Here is a 22,584-nt window from a genome sequence, read left to right on the forward strand (position 1 = left end):
CCGGCTCAGAAGGTCTGCCCCAGATTCAGATAAACCGCCTGTTCATTGGCATCATTGAGGCCATAGCTGAAATTCAGCGGCCCCAGCGGAGTATCAAAACCGATGAACACGCTGGCCGCATTGATGTAGCCGCTGTCGAACTCGTTGTCGTTGTTCCAGGCCCGTCCGCGCTCAAGCGACCCGCCGGCATACAACGGGAAATCCAGCGGCAGATAAGCGCGGGGTGTCAGACGGCGGTAAAACACCGCCCGCATCAGACTGACGTTCTGCCCGGAGATGGCATCTTCGCGGAAACCGGACAGCTGTCGGGCGCCGCCGAGCAGGAAGCTCGATGTCACCACGTTGGCGTCGTCCAGTGTGCGGCCGTAACGCCCGCCCAGAATCAGCGTGTTCGGGCCGCTGCTCATGGCTTTGTCCAGTTTGAATTCCCACTGTCGGTAGCGCGTGTCGGAACCCAGGCTCGGTTCGAATTGCATCAGGGTCAGGCTGACGTCCTTGCCGTCGTGGGGGAAGTAAACGTTATCCAGTGAGTCGAACGAATATTTCAGCGCATAGAAGCCTTCGTTGAAGTGTTCGCTCGGCAGGTTCTGATCGCCGATCCGTACGTCCGCCTTACCCCAGGCCTCACCGACGCCGAAGCGGATTTCACCGTTGTTGCCGATCTGGCGGCCGACGTTGAGACCCAAACCGTAGCGCTCCACCCGATATTGGGCGATCGGATCGTTGTCGAGCACCGAGTCGACGTTCTGCGCTTCGAACGCCGCATACGGCGCGACGAAGTAGCGTGAGCCGACATCCAGTGGCTGATAGAACTCGGTATAGAGCTCCTGCTTGTCGCCGATCTGCGCCCGGGTCAGCCACTCGGCACCGAGGCGGTTGATGCCGTTCATTCGGTAGCTGGCGCCGAGGTTGAAGGCGCTGTCACCGCGCATGTCGTCCGACAGGTTCAAACCGACCCGCAAGTAATCGGTGCCGCTGCGCTTGCCCCGGGCGCTGATCACCAATGTGTGTTCCTGGCCCTTGTGCACCACGCGGTACTGCACCTGTTCGAAGTAATCCAGGCCGTACAGGGTGCCCATGTCCGAGTGCAGGCGCCCAAGGTCCAGCGGCTCGCCGATCGGCTGGCGGATGTAGTAACGGATCACTTCGTCACCGACTTTCGAGTCGTTCTCGACCCTGATCGCGGTAATGATCGGCGTGCGCTGGCCCGGAGCTCGGGCGGCATTGAGCTCGGCATCCTGCGACACCGCAGGCTTCAATCGGGCGAGGCGGGCGTCGAGGGCTTTGGTGGCACGGTAACCCGCGTCGATCATTTCCTCGGCACGACCGAAATCGGTGACGCCGAAACTGGCCAGCGGCGGCTGGATCAGCACGTCGTCCGGGTGCAGCGCCGCCAGTTGTTCTTCGGAGTTGCGCCGGGTCATCAGGGTGATCGACTGGTTCAGCACATCGACTACGGTGGTCAGTTGCTTGCGATTGCGCAGTGGAGTACCGATGTCGACCACGATGGCCACGTCGACGCCCATTTCCCTGGCGACATCGAGGGGAATGTTGTCGGTCATGCCGCCGTCCACCAGCAACCGGCCATCGAGTTCGACCGGAGCGAATACCGCCGGAATCGACATGCTGGCACGGATCACCTGGGGTAGATGGCCTTTGCGAAACACCACTTTTTCGCCGTTGGCGATGTCGGTGGCCACGGCGCGGAACGGGATTGGCAATTTGTCGAAATCACGGGTGTCACTGGTGTGCGCCAGCAGACTTTCCAACAGCAGCGCCAGGTTTTGCCCCTGAATCACGCCCAATGGCAGGCCGAGGCTGCCGTCATCGCGAAAGCTCAGTTTCTGCTTCACCAGAAAATCGCGGTCGTCCTGTTTGCGCCGGAACGGCACGTCTTCACGGGGCGGGGCATCGGACAGGGCCTGCTGCCAGTCGATGTTCAGGGCGAGATTTTCCAGTTCGTCGATCTTGTAGCCCGAGGCGTACAGCCCACCGACTACCGCACCCATGCTGGTGCCGGCAATCGCATCGATCTTGATGCCTTGTTCTTCCAATGCCTTGAGTACGCCGATGTGCGCCAGCCCACGGGCCGCACCACCCGACAACACGAGGCCGACTTTTGGCCGTGGCGCTTCACTGGCATGGACGAACAGCGGGAGGAAACCAAGCAAAAGGCAGATCAGCAGACGACGCATTGTGAGTCTCGGGGCGAGCGTTAAAGCCGGCTATTATAGCGGCGCCCTCTGGCTCAGGAGTTTCAGCGATCATGACCGTAGCAAAACCGGAAATCGTCATCACCTATTGCACGCAATGCCAGTGGCTGTTGCGCGCCGCATGGCTGGCGCAAGAACTGCTCAGCACCTTTGGCGACGATCTTGGCAAGGTGTCACTGGTACCGGGCACCGGCGGTATCTTTCACATCAGTTGCAACGATGTGCAGATCTGGGAGCGCAAGGCAGACGGTGGCTTTCCCGAGGCCAAGGTGCTCAAGCAGCGAGTGCGTGACCAGATCGACCCTGAGCGTGACCTCGGGCACAACGACCGTACTCAGTGAGACGCGGCTTCGGCGGTGACGGTTTTCTTGTCGCTGTTGCCTGACATCCGGCTCGACACCACGATAGCGACGATGATCAGCGCGCCACCGATCAACATGCGCAGTGTCGGGTTTTCATCGAACAGCAACCACGCGACGGTAATCCCGTACACCGGCTCCATGGCAAACACCACCGCCGCGGTGCGCGCCTTGATCACGGCGAGACTGGCAACGAACAAGCTGTGGGCGACGCCGGTGCAGAACACCCCGAGCAAACCGATCCACAGCCAATCGATGGTGCGCACTTCACTCAGTTGCGGCGCCGCCACCGGCAGCAGACACAGCGCCACTACCACGTTCTGACACAGCGCAGCCTGCACCGCCGGAATGCGGCCGGAGCTGGCACGGTTGGTCAGCGACAGCAGGGAAAACAGCAGACCGGACAGGATCGCCCAGAGCAGCCCGGTGGTCGCGCCGCTGGCCAGATCGAACGCCGGGGTCACCAGCACCAGGCCGACACTGACCAGTGCCACCAGAATGATTTCGTTGGCGCGGATACGTTCGCGGAAAATCAGCCCTTCGAGAATCACCGTGAAAGCCGGGAAGCTGGCGAAACCGAGGGTGGCTACTGCGACACCGGCCACCTTCACGGCAATGAAGAAACTCACCCAGTGACCCGCCAGCAATACACCGCTCAAAGCCAGTCGGCGCCAGTCCGTGGCTTGCAGTTTTTGCCAGCCGTGCTGACTGGCGAAGCGGGCGAAAAACGCCAGCGCGAGAACGGCAAAGGCGGCCCGTCCAAAGACGATGACCGCCGGGGTTGCGGCGGCGAGTTTGCCGAAGACGCCGGTCAGGCCGAACATCAATGCGCCAATATGCAGGGCGCCGAGGGCGGTACGGGGAGTCATTGCAGTCCTTTTTTCAAACACCATTTCAGGCACACATTGAAGCCTGTAGCGGGCGAAAAGTCTGTCGGCAGACTATCGATTTTTGTCGTCAGCCTCGCGTCGCAATTGTGTAGGAGAGGTCCTGAACTCGCGCAGGACGGCAGCCGAGAAGGCACTTTGCGATCCATAGCCGACACGGCTGGCCACTTCACCGATGGGTAGCGTGGTTTCTCGCAACAGTGTGACGGCTTTATGCAGCCGTCGACTGCGAACGTAGTCCATGGGAGTCTGCCCGCATTCGGCGACGAACCGGGCATGCAATCGGGCGCTGGATAACCCGGCGATTCGCGCCAAGTCCGCGACCTGCAGCGGATAGGCCGCGTACTGCTCGATGTGCGCATCGAGTGCCGCGTAGGGCAGGCGACGTGCGCAGACTTCGGCAGGTTGGGCGTGGTTCAGGCTCGCCAGTAACAAAACCGCACCCTGTTGTGCAATCAACGGATCGTCCACCGGACTGTTCGCCAGCCAATTGACCAGTTGGCCTTGACCGGCATCCAGCGACAGGCGTGCGGTGTTATCCAGCAGACGGCGGCTGGCCTCGGCGTGATCGCCCAGTGAGCGCGTCAGCCATTGCTCGTCGGGCACATCCAGCACCAGACAGCGGCTGCCCTTGGGGCTGCCGCACGCATGATGCGCGCCGGCGGGGATCACCACGAAACTCTGCTGCAACACCTGACTGCCTTGCCCTTGGACTTCGAAATCCAGCGCGCCGGACAGGCCGAACACCAGTTGCGCGTGGTCGTGACTGTGAACGATCAGGTCGTGGGTGTAATGGCGCAGGGTCAGGATCGGTTGCATGGCGGTCTCCGGGCGAGCCGCCAGTCTACACCGGCGCGAGAGCGCCGCGTTTGTCACAAGACTGACGCACACCTGTCACGGTGGATTAACCGGGCTCGCGCACAGTGGCGAAAACATCGCAGAGGGTTGCCCATGACCAGCGCCGAGCTCGCCAGACCCAGCCGTAAACAAAGGGTTCGCACCTTGTGGATCTCCGACGTGCACCTGGGCACGCGGGATTGCCAGGCCGAGCATCTGTCGCAGTTTCTCAAGGGTTACCACGCCGACAAGATCTACCTGGTCGGCGACATCATCGACGGCTGGAAACTGCGCGGCGGCATGTACTGGCCCCAGGCGCACACCAACGTGATCCGCCGCTTGCTGACCATGAGCAAGCGCGGCACCGAGGTGATCTACGTCACCGGCAACCATGACGAATTCCTGCGGCGCTATTCGAAGCTGATCCTGGGCAACATCCAGTTGGTCGACGAAGCGGTGCACGTCACAGCCGATGGCCGGCATCTGTTAGTGATCCACGGCGACCAGTTCGACGTGATCACCCGTTATCACCGTTGGTTGGCGTTCCTCGGTGATTCGGCCTACGAATTCACCCTGACCCTCAATCGCTGGCTCAATCACTGGCGGGCGAAATACGGTTACGGCTACTGGTCGCTGTCAGCCTATCTCAAGCACAAGGTGAAGACGGCGGTGAGCTTCATCAGCGACTTCGAAGAAGCTATCGCCCACGAATGCGTGAAGCGCGAATTGCACGGCGTGGTCTGCGGGCACATTCACCACGCCGAGATCCGCAAGGTCGGCGAGGTGGATTACCTCAATTGCGGTGACTGGGTGGAATCGTGCACGGCGCTGATCGAGCACTGGGACGGCACGATCGAGCTGTATCGCCTGGCCGATGCGCAGGCGCGGGAAGCCGAACTGAAAGCGGCGAAGGTTGCCGAACTGGCCTGAGTTTTTCAAATCGACTCAGGCCGGGTTGTGCTCTTCCATCGCCGCTTTGTAGATCGAGTTTTTCGGCTGGGCGAACAGCCGTTCCATCATCGGTTCGAAGAAGCTCAGCGGCAGGGTGTCGTACTCGGGGTCGAACGCCGCCGCGTCGTATTTCGCGCAGAACTCCGCCGTCGCCAGAAACTGCGGGTGGTCGCTGAATTGTTCGCGCAGGTGCCGATCCATGCCCAGGTGATGGAAGAAGTAGTAGCCCTGGAAGATCCCGTGCTTTTCCACCATCCACAGGTTCTCGGCGCTGACGAACGGTTTGAGGATGGCGGCGGCGATGTCTGGGTGATTGTAGGAACCCAGTGTGTCGCCAATATCGTGGAGCAGGGCGCAGACCACGTATTCCTCGTCGCGCCCGTCGCGAAAGGCGCGGGTGGCGGTTTGCAGCGAGTGGGTCAGGCGATCCACCGGGAACCCGCCGAAATCACCTTCGAGCAATTTCAGATGCGCCATGATCCGGCCCGGCAATTGGCGGGCGTAGGCGCTGAAATCCGCCGCGATGATCGCCCAGTCTTCCTGCGTGCCGTCCTTCATATGAGTGAAACGGGCAGTGGCATTCATCGGCAATCCTCTTGGTCAAGGTTTCTAGAACGCTACGCGGCCCAGGATCATGTCGCGGTACATGACGAAATCCCCCAGCAGGCTGTAGAGCGGATGCTGGAAGGTGGTCGGGCGGTTCTTCTCGAAAAAGAAATGGCCGATCCAGGCGAAGCTGTAACCGGCCAGTGGCAGGGCGAGCAACAGCAGCCAGGCGCCCTTGGCGATGGTCATCGCGAGAATGAAGATCACCAGCGTCGTCCCGATAAAGTGCAGGCGGCGGCAGGTGCTGTTGCTGTGTTCGCTGAGGTAATACGGATAGAACTCGGCGAAACTGTTGAAATGCTTGATGGTTTCCACGACTGCGATCTCTGTGGTTATTGTTCTGATTGCAAGTTGTTCGGCGGGTAGCTTATTTGAGTCTAGAGTGATCAATGGTGTCGGCCAGTGACAATCGGCGCCACTTTACTATCCTTGGGAAATCGGCCGTAGTATGCGGCTCATCATGTCATTCAAGAAAAAACGCCATGAGCGAACGAACGACTTCTGCAAGCTGGGCGATGGGGATTGTCAAGGCACTGGAAATGGACGGCCTGGATTGCCGGGTTTTGTTCAGACAGCTGGGGCTCGACTACGCGGCGCTGGAGGATCCGGACGCGCGCTTCCCGCAGGACTCCATGACCCGACTCTGGCAACGGGCGGTCGAGCTGTCCGGGAATCCCGCCATCGGCCTGAACATGGGCAAGGTGGTGCGACCGGCCTCGTTCCATGTTGCGGGCTACGCGCTGATGTCCAGCAACACCTTGGCCGAAGGCTTTCAGCGACTGGTGCGGTATCAGCGGATCATCGCCGAAAGTGCTGACCTGAGTTTTCGCCTGCTCGACGAAGGCTATGCGTTGATTCTGACGGTGCATGGCGATCATCTGCCGCCGACCCGGCAAAGTGCCGAAGCCTCGCTGGCCTGCGCGCTGGCGCTGTGCGGCTGGCTGACCGGGCGCACGCTGCACCCGCGCAAAGTGCTGGTGCAGGGCGACGAGCCCGATGATCCTGGGCCCTACAAACAAGCCTTCCATGCACCGCTGGTGTTCAACGCGCCGTATGACGCGCTGATCTTCGAGCGTGCCGACATGGAAGCGCCGTTACCCACCGCCAACGAGGCGATGGCGCTGCTGCACGACCGGTTTGCCGGGGAATATCTGGCGCGGTTTTCCGAAAGTCGCGTGACCCACAAGGCGCGCCAGGTGTTGTGCCGTCTGTTGCCTCAGGGCGAACCCAAGCGCGATACGGTGGCGCAGACCCTGCACCTGTCGCAGCGCACCTTGCAACGGCGGTTGCAGGAGGAGGGCACCAGTTTCCAGCAGTTGCTGGATGACACCCGCCGCGAACTCGCCGAGCAATACCTGGCGCAGCCGAGCATGACTCTGCTGGAAATCGCCTATCTGTTGGGGTTTGCCGACCCGAGCAATTTCTTCCGCGCATTCCGCCGCTGGTTCGACACCACGCCCGGCGATTACCGGGCGCGTTTGCTGGACGCGCCGAACGCGATCAGTGACGCCAGAACGCCGGAATACACAGCACAAACACCGTAATGATCTCCAGTCGGCCGAGCAGCATGCCGAACGACAGGATCCACTTGGCGGCATCGGGCAGCGTGGAGAAATTGCCCGCCGGCCCGATGGTTTCACCCAGCCCCGGGCCGACGCCGGACACCGTGCTGGCGGCGCCGGTCAGCGCGGTCATCCAGTCCACGCCCAACAGCGACAGCAGCAGGGCGATCACGCAGATAGTGATGGCGAAGAAGAACGAAAAGGTCAGGATCGAACGGACGATTTCTTCGTCGAGGCGATGACCGTTGTACTTCTGTTTGATCACCGCGCGCGGGTGGATCAACTGGTTAAGGTTGGCCTTGAGCAGGATGTAGGCGACCTGGAAACGGAAGATCTTGATCCCGCCCGCCGTCGAGCCGGAACAGCCGCCGACAAAGCCCAGATAGAAGAACAGCATCAGCGAGAAGTTGCCCCACAGGCTGTAATCCCCCAGTGCAAAACCGGTGGTGGTGACCACCGAGGTCACGTTCAGCGCCACATGGCGCAGCGCGTCCAGCCAGTGCAGGTTGGTGGTCCACCAGTACCAGGTGCCGAGCACCAGCCAGGTTACCAGCAACATGCCGAGCAAACCCTGCACCTGTTGATCCTTGATCAGTGCCCGGCGGTTGCCGCGCAGCGTCGCCACGTACAGGGTGAACGGCAGGCTGCCGAGGATCATCACCACCACGGCCACCCAGTGCACTGCCGGTTGCGTCCACTTGGCCAGGGACTGGTCGGAGGTCGAGAATCCACCGGTGGAAATCGCCGACATCGCATGGTTGATCGCATCGAACGGGCTCATCCCCGCCCACCAGAACGCCAGACTGCCGAGAATGGTGATGCCCACGTACGCCGCCACGATCAGCCGCGCCACCATGTGCGAGCGGGGCATGACCTTTTCCGAGCGGTCCGAGGATTCGGTCTGGAACAGACGCATGCCGCCGATGCGCAGCAGCGGCAGAATCGCCACCGCCATGCCGATAAAGCCGATGCCGCCGAGCCAGTGCAGCAGCGAGCGCCACATCAGGATGCCCGGGGACATGGTGTCCAGCCCGCTGAGTACGGTCGACCCGGTGGCCGTGATGCCGGACATGCTTTCGAAAAACGAGTCGGTGTAGCTGATGTGCTGGGTCAGCAGAAACGGCAGCGCGGCGAAGATGCACACCACCAGCCAACTGGTGACGGTCAGCAGGTACATGTCGCGAGGCCGCAGGTGAATGTGTTCCGGACGTCCGGGAATCACCAGAGCCAGACCGGCGACGAAGGTGATCATGCTCGCCCAGAGGAACGACGGCAGATCGCCGGTGTGGTCGAAGATCACCAGGGTGGCCATGGGCACGACCATGGCGATGGCCAGGGTGATGAGGAAGATGCCGATGATGAAACCAATGATCCGTAAGGTCGGCAACGCCATGAAGTGCGCTCGGGCTGATGTGGGAAGGGCGCCATTCTACCTGCGGGGCAAGGCATGTAAACCGACGCGGCCGGATCACTTGCCGCTAGAATAGCCGGACATTTTTTTCAGGAGGTGGCCGATGCAGGCTCTCGACGCTTTGCTCAACCGTGTTTCCGTTCCACGACTGATCGATCCGGCCCCCACCGCCGAACAGCGCGAAGTGCTGTTTGCCGCCGCGACCCGCGCACCGGATCACGGCCATTTGCAGCCGTATCGTTTCCTGACCGTCGAAGGTGCGGCGCGTGAGCAGATGGGTCAGTTGCTGGCCGAAGCGGCGCAGATGCAGGAAGGCGAAGTCACCGAAGCGATGATCGACAAGGCGCGCAACGGCCCGCTGCGGGCACCGCTGGTGGTCGTGGTCATCGCCAAACTTCAGGATCACGTCAAATACCCGAAGGCCGAGCAGTTGCTGGCCGCAGGCTGTGCGGCGCACGGCATTCTGCTGGCGGCCTACGCGCAGGGGATTGGTGCCGTTTGGCGCACCGGTGATCTGGCCTACTCGAAACATGTCGCCAAGGGCCTGGGCCTGACGGATGACGAAGAAGTGATTGCCTTCCTGTACCTCGGTACGCCGCAGAAAGAACCGCGGGTGGCCGAGAAGGTTGATCTGGCGGAGTTTGTCAGCGCCTGGCCGGCAAAGGCCTGATTCAATCAGGGCTGGACCACCGCCCCCGGTTCCAGCGGCAATTCAAGACTGGCCACAAACCCGCCCTGCGGGTGGTTGGCCAGCACCAGCGTCCCGCCATGCCGTTCCGCCGCCCGCCGGGCAATCGCCAGGCCCAGGCCATGGCCTGCAGCGGTCTGCCCCGGCGCCCGATAAAACGGTTCGCCCAACTGGCTCAAGTGCTCGGCCTGCACCCCCGGCCCATGATCCCGCACGCTGACCACGATTCGTTCGCCCTGACGTGACGCCTGCATTTCAATCGGCTGCCCGACCGGGTTGAAGCGCTGGGCATTGCGCAGCAGGTTGTCCACGGCGCGTTCGATCATGGTCGGCCAGCCTGTCAGATTGAGCGCCGGGTCGGCTTCCAGGCGGACGGTCTGTTCGGGTGAGCCCAGTTGCGCATCCTTTTGCAGAGTGCCCAGCAGGGCATTCAAATCCACGGCTTCGGCGCTGGCATTGTCGGCATCGACTCGTGCCAGCACCAGAATTTCACTGATCAACGCTTCCAGCCGATCGCATTCACGGGTCAGGCGCGGCCAGAGTTTTTCCCGCTCTTCCGGGCTGGCCCGTTCGGCCAGTGCCAGGGCGATGCGCAGTCGTGCCAGCGGTGAACGCAATTCGTGGGAGACGTCGCGCAGCAACTGGCGCTGACTGCCGATCAGACTTTGCAGACGTGCGCCCATGCGGTTGAAGTCGTTGGCCAGCACACCGAATTCATCGCGGCGGTTGGCCAGTTGCGCCAGGCTGTTCTGTTGATAGGTGGTCTGGCCGAGGTCATGCACTGCACCGCGCAGGCGACTGAGCGGACGAGTGATGGAAAACGTCACCAGCAGGCTGAACAGGGTCAGCACCACCAGCGCGATGCCCAGCGCACTCAACGGCCAGAGCAGGCTTTCGCGGTGCCAGGCGTCGAGTTCCGGGTGCGGGATGCGGTAGATGAAGAGGTAGGTGTCACCGCTTTTTTCGCTGGTGAACTCGTCGGTCAGACGGCGCCAGGGCAGGCGTCGGTCATCGTTGTTCTGCCGCGCCTCGAAGGCGGCCGCGCGCCGGGGGAAGGTGCCGCGCACCACCGGGTCGCCGCTTTCGTTCAGCACTTGCACGTCGATGTGGTACTGGCGTTTGCGCTGTTCGAGGATGTTCTGGGCGGCGTCTTCGCCCTGGGCTTCGTAGGTCTGCGTCCATTCGGCAGCCAGGGTGTTGAGGCCCGGATGGCGGCTGAGGATCCACGCGTCCTGGTTGAGCATGTGCCCCAGCAGAATGGAAAGCCCTGCAACCAGAGCGATGGCCAGCCAGAAGCTGGCGAGGATACGCCAGAACAATGAACGCACAGAAAATCCTCAAACTAGCGCAAAACCTGTGGCAGCGAGCCTGCTCGCGATAGCGTAGTGTCAGACAGCTCAGTCTTGTCTGATACACCGCTATCGCGAGCAGGCTCGCTCCCACATCGGGCTGGGTGAAAAAAGACCCGACGGCGTGAACCGTCGGGTCAGAACATTATTGCGCCTTTTGCGGCTGTTGCGCTTTCCAGGCTTTGAACTCGGCCCATTCGGCGCGACGTTCAGCCTGTTTCTTCTGGATCTCGTCGAATTTCTTCTGTTGATCCGGTTTCAACACGGCGCGGACATCGGACTCGGCTTTCTTGTGGTTGGCCGCCATCTCGTCCTTCATGGCTTTCTGGTCGGCTGGCGACAGTTTCTCCAGGTATTTTTCGACCGTCTGGTGACGCTCTTGCATCTGCTCGCCCATGATCTTGCGGATCTGCTCGCGCTGTTCGCGGGACAGGTCCAGCTCGCTGTACGGGCCTTTGCCGTGCATGCCGTGCATCTGACCGCCGTGGCGCGGGCCGTCCAGCGGGCCACCCATCGGGCCGCCATCCTGTGGTGGCATGGCCATGGCGACGGTCGGCAGGGCAGCGGCAAACATCAGAGCGATAAGAGTCTTGCGCATGGTGTATCTCCTTTGTCTCGTTCCCGGTACGTTCCGGATGAGTACAGATTACGGAGATCAAGGTCAGCGGCGGTCAGCGCTGTGTAAAGCTTGGGTAAACACGTTTTCGCGCCGACCTGACAAAACTTACGAACGATCAGAGGCTGTAGTAGTAGCCACGGCTGCGCAAGGCCACGATGCGCGGGCGGCCGTCGGCGTGGGGGCCGATTTTCTTGCGCAGGTTGCTGACGTGCATGTCCAGGCTGCGGTCGTACAGGGTCAGCTTGCGGCCGAGGGCGATCTGCGCCAGTTCCTGTTTGTCCAGCGGCTCGCCCGGCTGCTTGAGTAAAGCTTCGAGCAGACGGCTTTCGGAAACGGTGAGGGTGAATTCCTTCTCGTCGATGCTGACGACACCGCGCACCGGACTGAAGCTCAAGTCGCCAAGCTCGAGCTGGGTCGACACGGCGGCCGGATGACTGCGGCGCAGCACGGCGCGCAGGCGGGCGGTGAGCTCGCGGGGGTCGCAGGGTTTGGCCAGGTAATCGTCGGCACCGAGTTCCAGGCCGAGGATACGGTCCAGCGGCTCGCCACGGGCCGAAAGCATCAGCACCGGCAGATCGGCGTGATCGCTGCGCAGTTGCTTGAGCAGTTCCAGACCGCTGCCGTCGGGCAGCATCACGTCCAGCACCACGGCGGCGGGGGCGGACTCGGCCAGGGCCTTGCGGGCGCTCTGGCCGTCGTGACACGCACGGACCTGAAAGCCTTCCTGGCTCAGCCAACTGCTTAGAAGCTCACACAGCTCCTGGTCATCATCAATCAGTAACAGCTCGCTCATGACTCACTCAATTTAGCCATTGTCGACGTTTTCGACTTGCACCACTGGCAAAGATACCGCAGAGCAGGGCCAATAGCGCTACCCCGGCGCCGGTGACGAACCATTGCTGCTGTTCGGTCAGCAGGCGCGGCAGCGGGCTGGCCTGGGCTTCCTTGAGTTGCAGCTTCAGACGCTGGTTCTCCTGGCGCAACCGGGCAAGCTGGGCGCTTTCGCGGGTGCTATCGGCATCCTGCAGTTGTTTGCTCAGTGCTTCCCGCTGCTGCTCGCTGACCTTCAGGCGCTGCTGCAACTCGGTGATCTGGCTGCCGGCGCTTAACGACAACGGCGTGGAATTGCCGCTTTCGCTGCTTTCCTCACCATGGGCGGGTGCCATGATCGACAACGTGACCAGCATCAGACACAACGGACCCTTGCGCATCGCGACTCCTGTTACCAAATGGATATTGGGCAGGTTGTCGGCCGGCAAACGAGAATAATGAGCGATTGAGAACGCGATGAACCGACAAGGTTCATCGCGTGGGGAAGGACTACGGCAGGACTTGCTTGAACGGCTTCACGACAACGTTGGCGTAGACGCCGGCGGCGATGTACGGATCGGCATCGGCCCAGGCTTGTGCCGCGCTCAGGGAATCGAATTCGGCAACGATCAGGCTGCCGGTGAAACCCGCCGCGCCCGGATCATTGCTGTCGACCGCCGGGTGCGGGCCGGCCAGGACGATGCAGCCCTCGCCCTTGAGCACTTGCAGACGTTCAAGGTGCGCGGGGCGGGCGGCGAGGCGCGCGTCCAGGGAGTTGGCGACGTCGGTGGCAATGATGGCGTAGAGCATGTCAGTCCTCGGTTTTTGGCGTTGTGGTATCGGCGTCGTGCAGGTGACGGGACAGGTAAATGCCCTGAGCGACCAGGAACAGCACGGTCAGGCCCAGGCTGCCGAACACCTTGAAGTCCACCCAGTAGTCCTGGAACGTGAACGCGACGAACAGGTTGGCGGCGCCGCAGAACAGGAAGAAACCGATCCAGGCGATGTTCAGGCGCGTCCAGACGGCGTCCGGCAGGGTCAGTGCGTGGCCCATGATGCGCTTGATCAGCAGGCGGTCACCGATGAAATGGCTGCCGATGAAGGCCAGGGCAAACAGCCAGTTGACCACCGGGGCTTTCCACTTCAGGAAGGTTTCGCTGTGGAAAGCCAGGGTCAGACTGCCGAACACGAGGCAGGCGATCAGGGTCAGCCACTGGCTCTTTTCCAGCTTGCGCTGCTTGATGAAGAGCGCGCCATAGACCACCAGGGAGCTGATGATCAGCACGGCGGTGGCGCTGTAGATGCCGCCTACGGTCAACTCATTGCCGGCAACGTCGACGGTGCGTGGATCGAGTTTGTAGACGATGAAAAACAGCAGAAGCGGGATGAAATCGATGAATTGTTTCACAGTGAGAGCCAGAAGCTGGATGTGGCGGCATAATAACAAACATATGGGCGCGCGATAGCGCCGGCTGATTTGAGGTTACACATCCCCGTGAATGTTGATTTGCACTGCCACAGCACGGCCTCCGATGGCGCCCTGGCGCCTGCGGCACTGGTTGCGCGTGCGTTCGAAAATGGCGTGCGAGTCCTGGCCCTGACCGACCATGACACCCTCGAAGGCCTCGCCGAAGCGCGCACGGCCGCCGAAGCGCTGGGCATGCAACTGGTCAACGGCGTCGAACTGTCCTGCACCTGGGGCGGCGCGACCATTCATGTGCTGGGCTACGGTTTCGACGTCAACGCCGCGCCGTTGGTCGAGGCGATCGCCAGTCTGCACGATGGCCGCTGGCTGCGGTCTGAAGAAATAAGCCGCAAGCTCGCCCTCAAGGGCATGCCCGGCGCGCTCGACGGCGCGCGGCAGATCCAGCAGGAACTGGGCGACAGCGGTAACGCACCGGCCCGTCCGCATTTCGCCGACTGGATGGTGCGTGAAGGTTTCGTCAAGGATCGCGCCGAAGCGTTCCGCAAATGGCTCGGCGCCGGCAAGCTGGGGGACGTCAAGCAACACTGGCCGACCCTCGAAGACACCGTCGGCACGCTGCGCGCCGCCGGCGCCTGGGTCAGCCTGGCGCATCCGTGGCACTACGATTTCACCCGCAGCAAGCGCCGAAAGTTGATTGCAGACTATATTCAAGCGGGCGGGCAGGCGATCGAAGTGGTCAACGGTCATCAGCCTGCGGAACAGGTGGGCAGCCTTGCGATTCTTGCCCGTGAGTTCGGTCTGCTGGTCAGCGCCGGCAGTGATTTCCATGGCCCTGGTGGCTGGTCCGAGATCGGCCAGTACCGGCCGGTGCCGGAGGACCTTTCACCCCTGTGGTGTCGGTTCAAACATGACACAGTTATTGCCGCCGTCTGAACAGGTAGAGAATGTGAGTCAATTTTTCCAGATTCATCCGGAAAACCCGCAAGCGCGCCTGATCAAACAGGCGGTCGAGATCATCCGCAAGGGTGGGGTGGTGGTCTATCCCACGGACTCTTCCTACGCAATCGGCTGCCAGATCGGCGACAAGAACGGCATCGAGCGCGTTCGACGCCTGCGTCAGCTCGACGAAAAGCACAACTTCGCGCTGATCTGCAGCGATCTGTCGCAGCTGGGCAATTACGCCAAGATCGACACCGGGACCTTTCGAATCCTGAAAGCCCACTTGCCGGGGCCTTACACCTTCATTCTCAACGCTACCCGTGAAGTGCCGCGGCTGTTGCTGCATCCGAAGAAGCGCACCATCGGCCTACGCGTGCCGAGCCATCCGATTGCCTTGGCATTGCTTGCCGAACTGGGCGAGCCGCTGATGAGCGTGACCCTGATCATGCCCGGCGATGAAGACCCGCTGAGTGATCCGTACGAAATGCGCCAGTTGCTGGAGCATCAGGTGGACCTGATCATCGACGGCGGTTTCGGCGGCATCAAGGCCTCCACCGTAATCGACCTGACCGGCGACGATCCGGAAGTGGTCCGCGTCGGTTGCGGCGATCCGGCTCCGTTCATGGTCGAGGCCTGAATGTCCGCAGTGGAAACCGTTGATCCCCAGGCCGGTGCCCAGCAGGAACTGCCGTTTGCCATGGTCTATGGCCAGGCGGTCACGGAAATGCCGCTGGACCTGTACATCCCGCCGGACGCCCTGGAAGTCTTCCTCGAAGCCTTCGAAGGCCCGCTCGACCTGCTGCTGTACCTGATCCGCAAACAGAACATCAATATCCTCGACATCCCGGTGGCGGAAATCACTCGTCAGTACATGGGTTATGTCGAGTTGATGCAGTCGGTGCGCCTGGAGCTCGCCGCCGAATACCTGGTGATGGCCGCGATGCTGGCCGAGATCAAGTCGCGGATGCTGCTGCCACGGGCCGAAACCGTCGAGGACGAAGAGGAAGACCCGCGCGCTGAGCTGATCCGCCGTCTGCAGGAATACGAACGTTTCAAGGCTGCGGCCGAAGGCATCGATGGCCTGAGCCGGGTCGGTCGCGACGTGATCGTTCCAAAACTCGACGCGCCGCAGGCCACGGTGCGCAAGTTGCTGCCGGACGTGGCGCTGGAAGAAATCCTGATGTCCATGGCAGAAGTGCTGCGCCGTGGCGACATGTTCGAAAGCCATCAGGTCAGCCGCGAGGCGCTGTCCACCCGCGAACGCATGAGCGACGTGTTGGAGCGTCTCAAGGGCGGCGGCTTTGTGCCGTTCGTCGAGTTGTTCACCGCCGAGGAAGGCCGGCTCGGGGTGGTAGTGACCTTCATGGCGATCCTTGAACTGGTCAAGGAATCCCTGGTCGAGCTGGTGCAGAATGAGCCGTTCGCCGCGATCCACGTGCGAGCCCGAGTCGAATAACGAGTCCGAACATGAACCTGAGTGAACCCCGCGAGCTGGCGCCCCTGCTTGAAGCCTTTCTGTTGGCCTCGGGAAAGCCGCAAACCCTTGAACGTCTGTACGAGTTGTTCGAGGAAGGCGAACGGCCGGAGCCGCCGGTCTTCAAGAAAGCCCTGGCCCTGCTGGAAAAGTCCTGCGAGGGGCGGGCGTTCGAGCTTAAGGAGGTCGCCTCCGGCTATCGCCTGCAGATCCGCGAGAAGTTCGCGCCATGGGTTGGCCGACTGTGGGAAGAGCGCCCGCAGCGTTATTCCCGGGCCCTGTTGGAAACCATGGCGCTGATTGCCTATCGCCAGCCGATTACCCGTGGCGAGATTGAAGATGTGCGGGGCGTGGCGGTCAACACCAACATCGTCAAGACGCTGATGGAGCGCGAGTGGATCCGCATCGTCGGCTATCGCGACGTGCCGGGCAAACCGGCGATGTTCGCCACCACCAAGGCGTTTCTCGATCACTTCAACCTCAAGAGCCTTGACGAGTTGCCGCCACTGGCCGAACTGCGCGAGATCGAGCCGGATCCGGTGCTCGACTTCGACGATGCTCCAGTGCCGCCTGGCCTGCAGGAGCTGGCCGATGCCAGTGCCGAGCCGGAAGAGCAGAAAGAGGAAACCAGTTTCCACACGCTGTTGCTGGAGCTGGACAGCATGGAGGAGGGGATCAAGACCGACTTCGACGACTTGCTGCGTGACGGGGTGGGCGGCGAATCGATGCCGACCGGGGTTGAGTCCGATCCGGTCGAACCGCCGGTTGAGGGTGAGCCAGAATCTGACTTTGAGCCTGAATTCGAGCCTGACTTTGAGTCCGAACCTGAACTGGAAGACGATGTGCTCGGCGTGGCCGAAGCCCGGGAAAAACTGCTGGCCGCCGTTGCTCGCCTCGAACAACCCGCACCAGAACCTGAGCCAGCACTGAGCGAAGAAGAAGCCGAAGCCCGGGCACTGGCCGAAGCCATCGAAGCCGAACGCCGCGAGTTCGAGGATTGAGCATGAGCTCGACCAAAGACCCGTGCATCAGCGTCTGCAAGTTCAGTGACGACATCTGCATCGGCTGCGGCCGCAGCAAGCGCGAGATCCGGGCCTGGAAGAAACTCGACAAGGACGACAAGCGCACCGTACTTGCCGAAGCTGCGCTGCGCCTGATCAAGCTCGGCGCCACCGGTCGGCGGAAAAAGAAATAACCTTGGTTTGATCGACTAGTCTCTGATGCGCACGCGGCCACATCCGCGTATGATTCGCGACCCTTCGGCGATCCCTTCGCCCGAAAACCCAGATTTCAATGCTTCGGCAGGCCCAATCCAGAGCCGCTGAACAGACCACACCGGGAGGTGCCCAGATGAGTGACAACCAGAAAGACGACCAGCAAATCGGCCCAGCAGGCGAAAAGCTGCAGAAAGTCCTCGCCCGTATCGGCGTCGGCTCGCGCCGTGACGTGGAAGCGTGGATCAGCCAGGGCCGGATCAAGGTCAATGGCACAGACGCCACCCTTGGCCTGCGCGTCGACATGCACGATGCCATTACCATCGATGGCAAGGTCATCAAGCGCGAAGAGGCTGCCGAGTCGGTCCGCCGCGTGATCATGTACAACAAGCCGGACGGCGAGATCTGCACCCGTGACGACCCGGAGGGTCGTCCGACCGTGTTCGACAAGTTGCCGCGTCCGAAAGAAGGGCGCTGGATCAACATCGGCCGTCTCGACATCAACACCACCGGTCTGCTGATGTTCACCACCGACGGTGAGCTGGCCAACCGCCTGATGCACCCGTCCTACGAGATGGACCGCGAGTACGCAGTCCGTGTTCGCGGCGAAGTCGATGACGAGATGATCGAGCGTCTGAAGGCCGGCGTCGTGCTGGAAGACGGTCCGGCGCGCTTCACCGATATTCAACAGGCACCGGGCGGCGAAGGCTTCAACCACTGGTATCACTGTGTGGTGATGGAAGGTCGCAACCGTGAAGTGCGTCGTCTGTGGGAATCCCAGGGCCTGGTGGTCAGCCGCCTGAAGCGCGTGCGTTTCGGTCCGGTGTTCCTCAACTCCGACCTGCCGATGGGCCGCTGGCGCGAAATGAGCCAGTATGAAGTCGACGTGCTGAGCGCCGAAGTCGGCCTGACCCCGGTGGCCATGCCGCAACTGAATGCCAAGAGCAAAGACAAGCTCGACCGCATGCAGCGTAAATCGTCGCGGCCGATGCCTCGCACCGAGCGCGTGCGTACCTTGCGTCCGGCCAACGGCGCACCGGCGGCGGCCGGCCCGCGTACCGTGCGTGAGCCGCAGATCGAAGGCGAGCGTCCGGGTCGCAAGCCAGCGGCGCGTCCGGATGGCGAGCGCGCTCCGCGTGGGCGCACCGAGCGTGGTGAAGGTCGTGCACCGGCCGGTCGCGGTACGCCAGTGGCGGATCGTCCAGCCGAGACCAGGCGTCCGGCCAAACCGGCGCCGAAGCGTCCAGGCATCAAGCTGGCGGACGACGACAAACCGTCGGGCAAGCGCCGTGGCGCACCGGCCGGTTCCGGGCAGCGTCCGGGTTTCGGTCGCAAGAAGCCGGAATAACGCAGTTGTAAGCTTCGAGCCGCAAGCTTCAAGCTGAAAAACAGAAGCGCCAACCTCAGGGTTGGCGTTTTTTTTTGGATTTTTTGTTTCTTTTTTGGGGTGTGTTTTTTCTTGTTTTAAAACAAAAAAACTGACGTTCTTCAGATAGTTAGCCAGCTAATGTCAATCACCGTGCCTGCCTTCTATCCGTCTGAGGTGGAAATTTTTCGTTACGCACTGTCAGTGAATATTTACGAAAAACCCTCTGAAGTCCCGTGGATCGCGTGCCCCTGCCGTGCTGTAAGGAAAATCTGCCGGAGTCCCGTCCGCCGGGCCTTGCGCAGCGCTCTGGTGCGCTTGTTTCAGCGCCGTTTGGAGGGTGAGATGCGCCCCATGCCTGTCGTGCAGGTGCATAACAAGAAGGAGGCGCAATGAACGCCGATATCCAATTTCACTTCTCTACGTGGGACGGATTTTCCATCGTCCACGCCGATGGCCTGCAAAGGCCTGACTCAATTTTTGCAGCCGCCCGGGTCGCCCGGGGTGGACACACGCAATCCCGGCAACCGACACGCTGATCCAGCGGGGTCTGGCAGCAGGGGGTTAGCGGTGTACAATGCGCCGCGTTTTACCTGTGACCCTCTGCGTAATCGCGCATACCTCAAGGCTATCCGTCTTGTTCACTCCGTCGCGTCACGAGCGTGTCGGGTTCGATTTCGTCACAGATAAAAACAAACAGGTGACGCATGACCGTTGTAAAAAAGCTGAATTCCTGGTGCCTGCGCTGGGGTTTGATCAAGGTTGGTTGAAATCGCAACCTTGCAGCAACGTCTACTGAACATCATCAAACCTTGCGTGAGACCTTTTTCATGAGTGGACAAAACTCGCAATCAGGCGAGCTGAAACGCGGCCTGAAAAATCGCCATATTCAACTGATCGCCCTCGGTGGCGCGATCGGTACAGGATTGTTCCTCGGCTCGGCCGGGGTGCTGAAATCCGCCGGCCCGTCGATGATTCTCGGCTATGCCATCTGCGGCTTCATCGCTTTCATGATCATGCGCCAGCTCGGCGAAATGATCGTCGAAGAGCCGGTGGCCGGATCCTTCAGCCACTTTGCGCACAAATACTGGGGCGGTTTCGCCGGTTTCCTGTCGGGCTGGAACTGCTGGATCCTGTACATCCTGGTGGGCATGTCGGAGCTGACCGCAGTCGGCAAGTACATCCACTACTGGGCGCCGGATATCCCGAGCTGGGTCACCGCAGCCGCGTTCTTCGTGCTGATCAACGCGATCAATCTGGCCAACGTCAAAGTTTTCGGTGAAGCCGAGTTCTGGTTCGCGATCATCAAGGTCGTGGCGATCGTCGGCATGATTGCCCTGGGCAGCTACCTGCTGGTCAGCGGTCATGGCGGCCCGCAGGCGTCGGTCAGTAACCTGTGGTCCCACGGCGGCTTCTTCCCGAACGGCGTCAGTGGTCTGGTGATGGCCATGGCGATCATCATGTTCTCCTTCGGTGGTCTGGAAATGCTCGGTTTCACCGCCGCCGAAGCCGACAAGCCGAAAACCGTGATCCCGAAAGCGATCAATCAGGTGATCTACCGGATCCTGATTTTCTACATCGGCGCACTGGTCATCCTGCTGTCGCTGACCCCGTGGGACAGCCTGCTGGAAACCCTCAACGCGTCGGGCGACTCCTACAGCGGCAGCCCTTTCGTACAGGTGTTCTCGATGCTCGGCAGCAACACCGCCGCGCACATCCTCAACTTCGTGGTCCTGACCGCAGCGTTGTCGGTGTACAACAGCGGCACCTACTGCAACAGCCGTATGCTGCTGGGCATGGCCGAGCAGGGTGATGCACCGAAAGGTCTGGCGAAGATCGACAAGCGCGGCGTGCCGGTGCGTTCGATCCTGGCGTCGGCGGCTGTGACTCTGGTGGCTGTGCTGCTCAACTACCTGATCCCGCAACACGCGCTGGAACTGCTGATGTCGTTGGTCGTTGCAACGCTGGTGATCAACTGGGCGATGATCAGCTTCTCGCACTTCAAGTTCCGCCAGCACATGAACAAGACCCACCAGAAGCCGCTGTTCAAGGCGCTGTGGTACCCGTACGGCAACTACATCTGCCTGGCGTTCGTGGCGTTCATTCTCGGTGTGATGCTGCTGATCCCGGGCATTCAGGTCTCGGTGTATGCGATTCCGGTGTGGGTCGTGTTCATGTGGGTCTGCTATGTGATCAAGAACAAGCGTGGTGCGCAGCAGGAGTTGCACGCTGCCGTGAAATAACGCGGCAAGCCAAACAACAAACCCGGCCAGGCGCCGGGTTTTTTGTTTTCGCGGATTTCGACAGTGATCCCGAACGCCTTGCGCGTTCGGTGGTTCGAGGCTCTATGTGTAGTCGGCAATGGGGTAAAGCGTGCACAACGCTTCGGTCTGTAAGCGGAATTGGTCTCTGGCGGAGTGCTCCAGTGTGTAATCCCGTTCGCCAAGCGCTGTCACTTTGTCGAGGATCCGGCACATCAGGTCGACAATCTGCCGGCATCCCCGCGAGTCGATGTGGCGCTGGGCAATGGAGCCCGTGCCGATACGCAACCCACTGGTCACGGAGGATGATCGAGCCTCGCCGGGGACACGATGCCTGTTCACGATGATCCCGCATTGCTCCAGCGCCGATTCTGCAATGGCGCCGGTGATGCCGCTGCGCAACCGAAGCAGAATCGTGTGATTTTCACTGCGTCCGCCCACGACTTCGTAATCATGTGCCTGAAACGCAGTGGCAAGTTCATCGGCGGTATGGCGGATCCGCGCCATGTAAGCGTCGAATTCGGCCGACATTGCATGACCCAGCGCCGTCGCCTTGGCCGCGATCATGTTGACGGCCGGCGCGCCCTGCATGCCGGGAAACACGGCGTGATCAAGGGCGCGGCTGAAGGTCGTCCGCAAGCCGGGGACTTTGGTATTGGCGTCCCGGCCGCAAAGAATCAGGCCGCCTCGGGGGCCCATGAGTTGCTTGTGTGTGCAGGTGGTCGTGACGTGTGCAATGTCAATCGGGCTCGGATGCCGTCCGGTGGCAACCAGTCCGGCGATGTGTGAAATGTCGGCGAGCAGGATGGCGCCGGCCTCATCGGCAATCTCGCGAAAGCGTTCGAAATCCACGATCCGCGAGTAAGCAGTGGCGCAGCACATGATGATGCGCGGGCGGTGAGCGAGCGCCAGCGTTCGCACCTCGTCGTAATCGATCAGGCCTTGGGAGGTCGTACCGTACTGGATGGCTTTGTAGTGGTCGCTCGAGAACGCTGCGGTGCTGCCGTGGGTGAGGTGGCCGCCATGTTCGACGGCCATTCCCAGCAGGGTATCCCCCGGTTCGAGCAGGCCGGTGAGCACCTGGTAATTGGCGTTCGATGCCGAGTGTGGCTGCACGTTGGCGTACTGAGCGCCGAACAGCGCCCGGGCTCTTCGAATGGCCAGCGACTCGACCAGGCTGACGTTCTCGCAACCGGCGTTATAGCGCCTGCCGGGTGTGCCCTCGGCCGTCACGTTGACCAGCGCCGACGCAGAGGCCGCCAGGGTGCGTGGGTTGACTGCGCAGGAGGAAGATACCAGCGACAGGGTCTGGTGCTGTCGCGTGACTTCGGCGTCAAGGATCTGCGCGAGTTCGGCGTCTTGCACTCGCAGATCCGTCAGGCCGCGCCGCAGCAAGTCGGCCTGGGTCGTAAGCGGTTGAGTATTGACCGGCATTCTTTGTATTCCTTCCCTGTTTGTTGCGCGCCGCGAACAACAGCGCGACTTTCCTGGTTTTGCGTGTGCCGACATCCATGTATCGCCACAAGCTGTACAGGCGGATCCGTGTTCCGGCGCCGATGCGCGCAAAACCAACGTCTGTACAGGTAGCCACTGTCTGATTTCCTCTGCGGGT

The 22,584-nt window shown here is 61.5% G+C and carries 24 protein-coding genes; 11 read left to right on the forward strand and 13 right to left on the reverse strand.

All coding sequences use genetic code 11. The annotated features are described in order from the left end of the window. Positions 1–5 precede the first annotated feature (5 nt). Positions 6–2,195 carry a patatin-like phospholipase family protein gene (locus tag C6Y56_RS07470; RefSeq protein WP_169429350.1) on the reverse strand — a complete coding sequence of 730 codons (2,190 nt, stop codon included), beginning with the start codon at positions 2,193–2,195 and terminating at the stop codon, positions 6–8. Between the two features lie 71 nt (positions 2,196–2,266). Here C6Y56_RS07470 and C6Y56_RS07475 point away from each other — a divergent pair, with 71 nt between their 5' ends. Next, positions 2,267–2,554, forward strand: a complete 288-nt coding sequence (locus C6Y56_RS07475) for a SelT/SelW/SelH family protein (protein ID WP_169429351.1) — start codon at positions 2,267–2,269, stop codon at positions 2,552–2,554. On the opposite strand, the gene C6Y56_RS07480 is transcribed toward C6Y56_RS07475, so the two are convergent. Together C6Y56_RS07480 and C6Y56_RS07485 are read right to left on the reverse strand one after the other, a co-directional pair. After that, positions 2,548–3,441, reverse strand: coding sequence for a DMT family transporter (locus tag C6Y56_RS07480; protein ID WP_169429352.1), 894 nt, complete (start codon positions 3,439–3,441; stop codon positions 2,548–2,550). The genes C6Y56_RS07475 and C6Y56_RS07480 overlap by 7 nt on opposite strands. 72 nt (positions 3,442–3,513) lie before the next feature. Then, positions 3,514–4,278: an AraC family transcriptional regulator gene (locus C6Y56_RS07485; protein ID WP_169429353.1), complete on the reverse strand. Its 765-nt coding sequence runs from the start codon at positions 4,276–4,278 to the stop codon at positions 3,514–3,516. A gap of 132 nt (positions 4,279–4,410) precedes the next feature. Here C6Y56_RS07485 and C6Y56_RS07490 point away from each other — a divergent pair, with 132 nt between their 5' ends. Further along, complete coding sequence (locus C6Y56_RS07490; RefSeq protein WP_007958385.1) at positions 4,411–5,226, forward strand: UDP-2,3-diacylglucosamine diphosphatase; 816 nt, start codon at positions 4,411–4,413, stop codon at positions 5,224–5,226. Positions 5,227–5,241: 15 nt separating this feature from the next. Here C6Y56_RS07490 and C6Y56_RS07495 read toward each other — a convergent pair whose 3' ends face one another. Together C6Y56_RS07495 and C6Y56_RS07500 are read right to left on the reverse strand one after the other, a co-directional pair. Beyond that, entirely contained in the window at positions 5,242–5,832 is a 591-nt protein-coding gene (locus C6Y56_RS07495) for an HD domain-containing protein (RefSeq protein ID WP_169429354.1), read from the reverse strand. A gap of 24 nt (positions 5,833–5,856) precedes the next feature. Further along, complete coding sequence (locus C6Y56_RS07500; RefSeq protein WP_169429355.1) at positions 5,857–6,168, reverse strand: DUF962 domain-containing protein; 312 nt, start codon at positions 6,166–6,168, stop codon at positions 5,857–5,859. A gap of 167 nt (positions 6,169–6,335) precedes the next feature. Between C6Y56_RS07500 and C6Y56_RS07505 the strand changes: the two genes are divergently transcribed. After that, positions 6,336–7,397, forward strand: a complete 1,062-nt coding sequence (locus C6Y56_RS07505; protein WP_207866370.1) for an AraC family transcriptional regulator — start codon at positions 6,336–6,338, stop codon at positions 7,395–7,397. Here the strand turns inward: C6Y56_RS07505 and C6Y56_RS07510 are convergent. Then, a complete protein-coding gene (locus C6Y56_RS07510; RefSeq protein WP_169429356.1) occupies positions 7,354–8,808 on the reverse strand; it encodes a TrkH family potassium uptake protein in 1,455 nt (484 codons plus the stop codon). The genes C6Y56_RS07505 and C6Y56_RS07510 overlap by 44 nt on opposite strands. Positions 8,809–8,929: 121 nt before the next feature. Here C6Y56_RS07510 and C6Y56_RS07515 point away from each other — a divergent pair, with 121 nt between their 5' ends. After that, positions 8,930–9,496 (forward strand): nitroreductase family protein, encoded by a 567-nt coding sequence (locus tag C6Y56_RS07515; RefSeq protein ID WP_169429357.1) that lies wholly within the window; start codon positions 8,930–8,932, stop codon positions 9,494–9,496. A 5-nt stretch (positions 9,497–9,501) separates the two neighbouring features. On the opposite strand, the gene C6Y56_RS07520 is transcribed toward C6Y56_RS07515, so the two are convergent. The 6 genes from C6Y56_RS07520 to C6Y56_RS07545 all read right to left on the reverse strand — a co-directional run bounded on the left by C6Y56_RS07520 (position 9,502) and on the right by C6Y56_RS07545 (position 13,700). Then, the gene (locus tag C6Y56_RS07520; RefSeq protein ID WP_169429358.1) at positions 9,502–10,842 is read right to left on the reverse strand and encodes a sensor histidine kinase; all 1,341 of its coding nucleotides are present in this window, start codon (positions 10,840–10,842) and stop codon (positions 9,502–9,504) included. 166 nt (positions 10,843–11,008) lie between these two features. Continuing rightward, positions 11,009–11,461, reverse strand: a complete 453-nt coding sequence (locus C6Y56_RS07525; protein WP_169429359.1) for a Spy/CpxP family protein refolding chaperone — start codon at positions 11,459–11,461, stop codon at positions 11,009–11,011. A gap of 136 nt (positions 11,462–11,597) precedes the next feature. Further along, on the reverse strand, positions 11,598–12,275 hold the full coding sequence (locus tag C6Y56_RS07530; RefSeq protein ID WP_169429360.1) for a response regulator transcription factor: 678 nt from the start codon (positions 12,273–12,275) through the stop codon (positions 11,598–11,600). 7 nt (positions 12,276–12,282) lie between these two features. Further along, the gene (locus C6Y56_RS07535) at positions 12,283–12,693 is read right to left on the reverse strand and encodes a translation initiation factor 2 (RefSeq protein WP_169429361.1); all 411 of its coding nucleotides are present in this window, start codon (positions 12,691–12,693) and stop codon (positions 12,283–12,285) included. 109 nt (positions 12,694–12,802) lie between these two features. Continuing rightward, complete coding sequence (locus C6Y56_RS07540; protein ID WP_169429362.1) at positions 12,803–13,102, reverse strand: YciI family protein; 300 nt, start codon at positions 13,100–13,102, stop codon at positions 12,803–12,805. A gap of 1 nt (position 13,103) precedes the next feature. After that, complete coding sequence (locus C6Y56_RS07545; protein ID WP_169429363.1) at positions 13,104–13,700, reverse strand: septation protein A; 597 nt, start codon at positions 13,698–13,700, stop codon at positions 13,104–13,106. An 87-nt stretch (positions 13,701–13,787) separates the two neighbouring features. Between C6Y56_RS07545 and C6Y56_RS07550 the strand changes: the two genes are divergently transcribed. The 7 genes from C6Y56_RS07550 (at position 13,788) to C6Y56_RS07580 (ending at position 20,954) form a co-directional block, all read left to right on the forward strand. Continuing rightward, positions 13,788–14,651: a PHP domain-containing protein gene (locus tag C6Y56_RS07550; protein WP_169429364.1), complete on the forward strand. Its 864-nt coding sequence runs from the start codon at positions 13,788–13,790 to the stop codon at positions 14,649–14,651. A 13-nt stretch (positions 14,652–14,664) separates the two neighbouring features. Next, complete coding sequence (locus tag C6Y56_RS07555; protein ID WP_096822250.1) at positions 14,665–15,294, forward strand: L-threonylcarbamoyladenylate synthase; 630 nt, start codon at positions 14,665–14,667, stop codon at positions 15,292–15,294. 120 nt (positions 15,295–15,414) lie between these two features. Further along, positions 15,415–16,113, forward strand: coding sequence for a segregation and condensation protein A (locus tag C6Y56_RS07560; protein WP_169432605.1), 699 nt, complete (start codon positions 15,415–15,417; stop codon positions 16,111–16,113). 11 nt (positions 16,114–16,124) lie between these two features. After that, complete coding sequence (gene scpB, locus C6Y56_RS07565) at positions 16,125–17,132, forward strand: SMC-Scp complex subunit ScpB (RefSeq protein ID WP_169429365.1); 1,008 nt, start codon at positions 16,125–16,127, stop codon at positions 17,130–17,132. Positions 17,133–17,134: 2 nt separating this feature from the next. Beyond that, complete coding sequence (locus tag C6Y56_RS07570; protein ID WP_169429366.1) at positions 17,135–17,326, forward strand: DUF1289 domain-containing protein; 192 nt, start codon at positions 17,135–17,137, stop codon at positions 17,324–17,326. Positions 17,327–17,481: 155 nt separating this feature from the next. Beyond that, positions 17,482–18,693, forward strand: a complete 1,212-nt coding sequence (gene rluB, locus C6Y56_RS07575; protein WP_169429367.1) for a 23S rRNA pseudouridine(2605) synthase RluB — start codon at positions 17,482–17,484, stop codon at positions 18,691–18,693. 848 nt (positions 18,694–19,541) lie between these two features. After that, entirely contained in the window at positions 19,542–20,954 is a 1,413-nt protein-coding gene (locus C6Y56_RS07580) for an amino acid permease (protein WP_169429368.1), read from the forward strand. A gap of 102 nt (positions 20,955–21,056) precedes the next feature. Here C6Y56_RS07580 and glyA read toward each other — a convergent pair whose 3' ends face one another. Then, entirely contained in the window at positions 21,057–22,406 is a 1,350-nt protein-coding gene (gene glyA, locus C6Y56_RS07585) for a serine hydroxymethyltransferase (RefSeq protein ID WP_169429369.1), read from the reverse strand. Positions 22,407–22,584: the final 178 nt, after the last annotated feature.

It is taken from the genome of Pseudomonas fluorescens, assembly GCF_012974785.1.
Lineage (GTDB): Bacteria > Pseudomonadota > Gammaproteobacteria > Pseudomonadales > Pseudomonadaceae > Aquipseudomonas > Aquipseudomonas fluorescens_BT.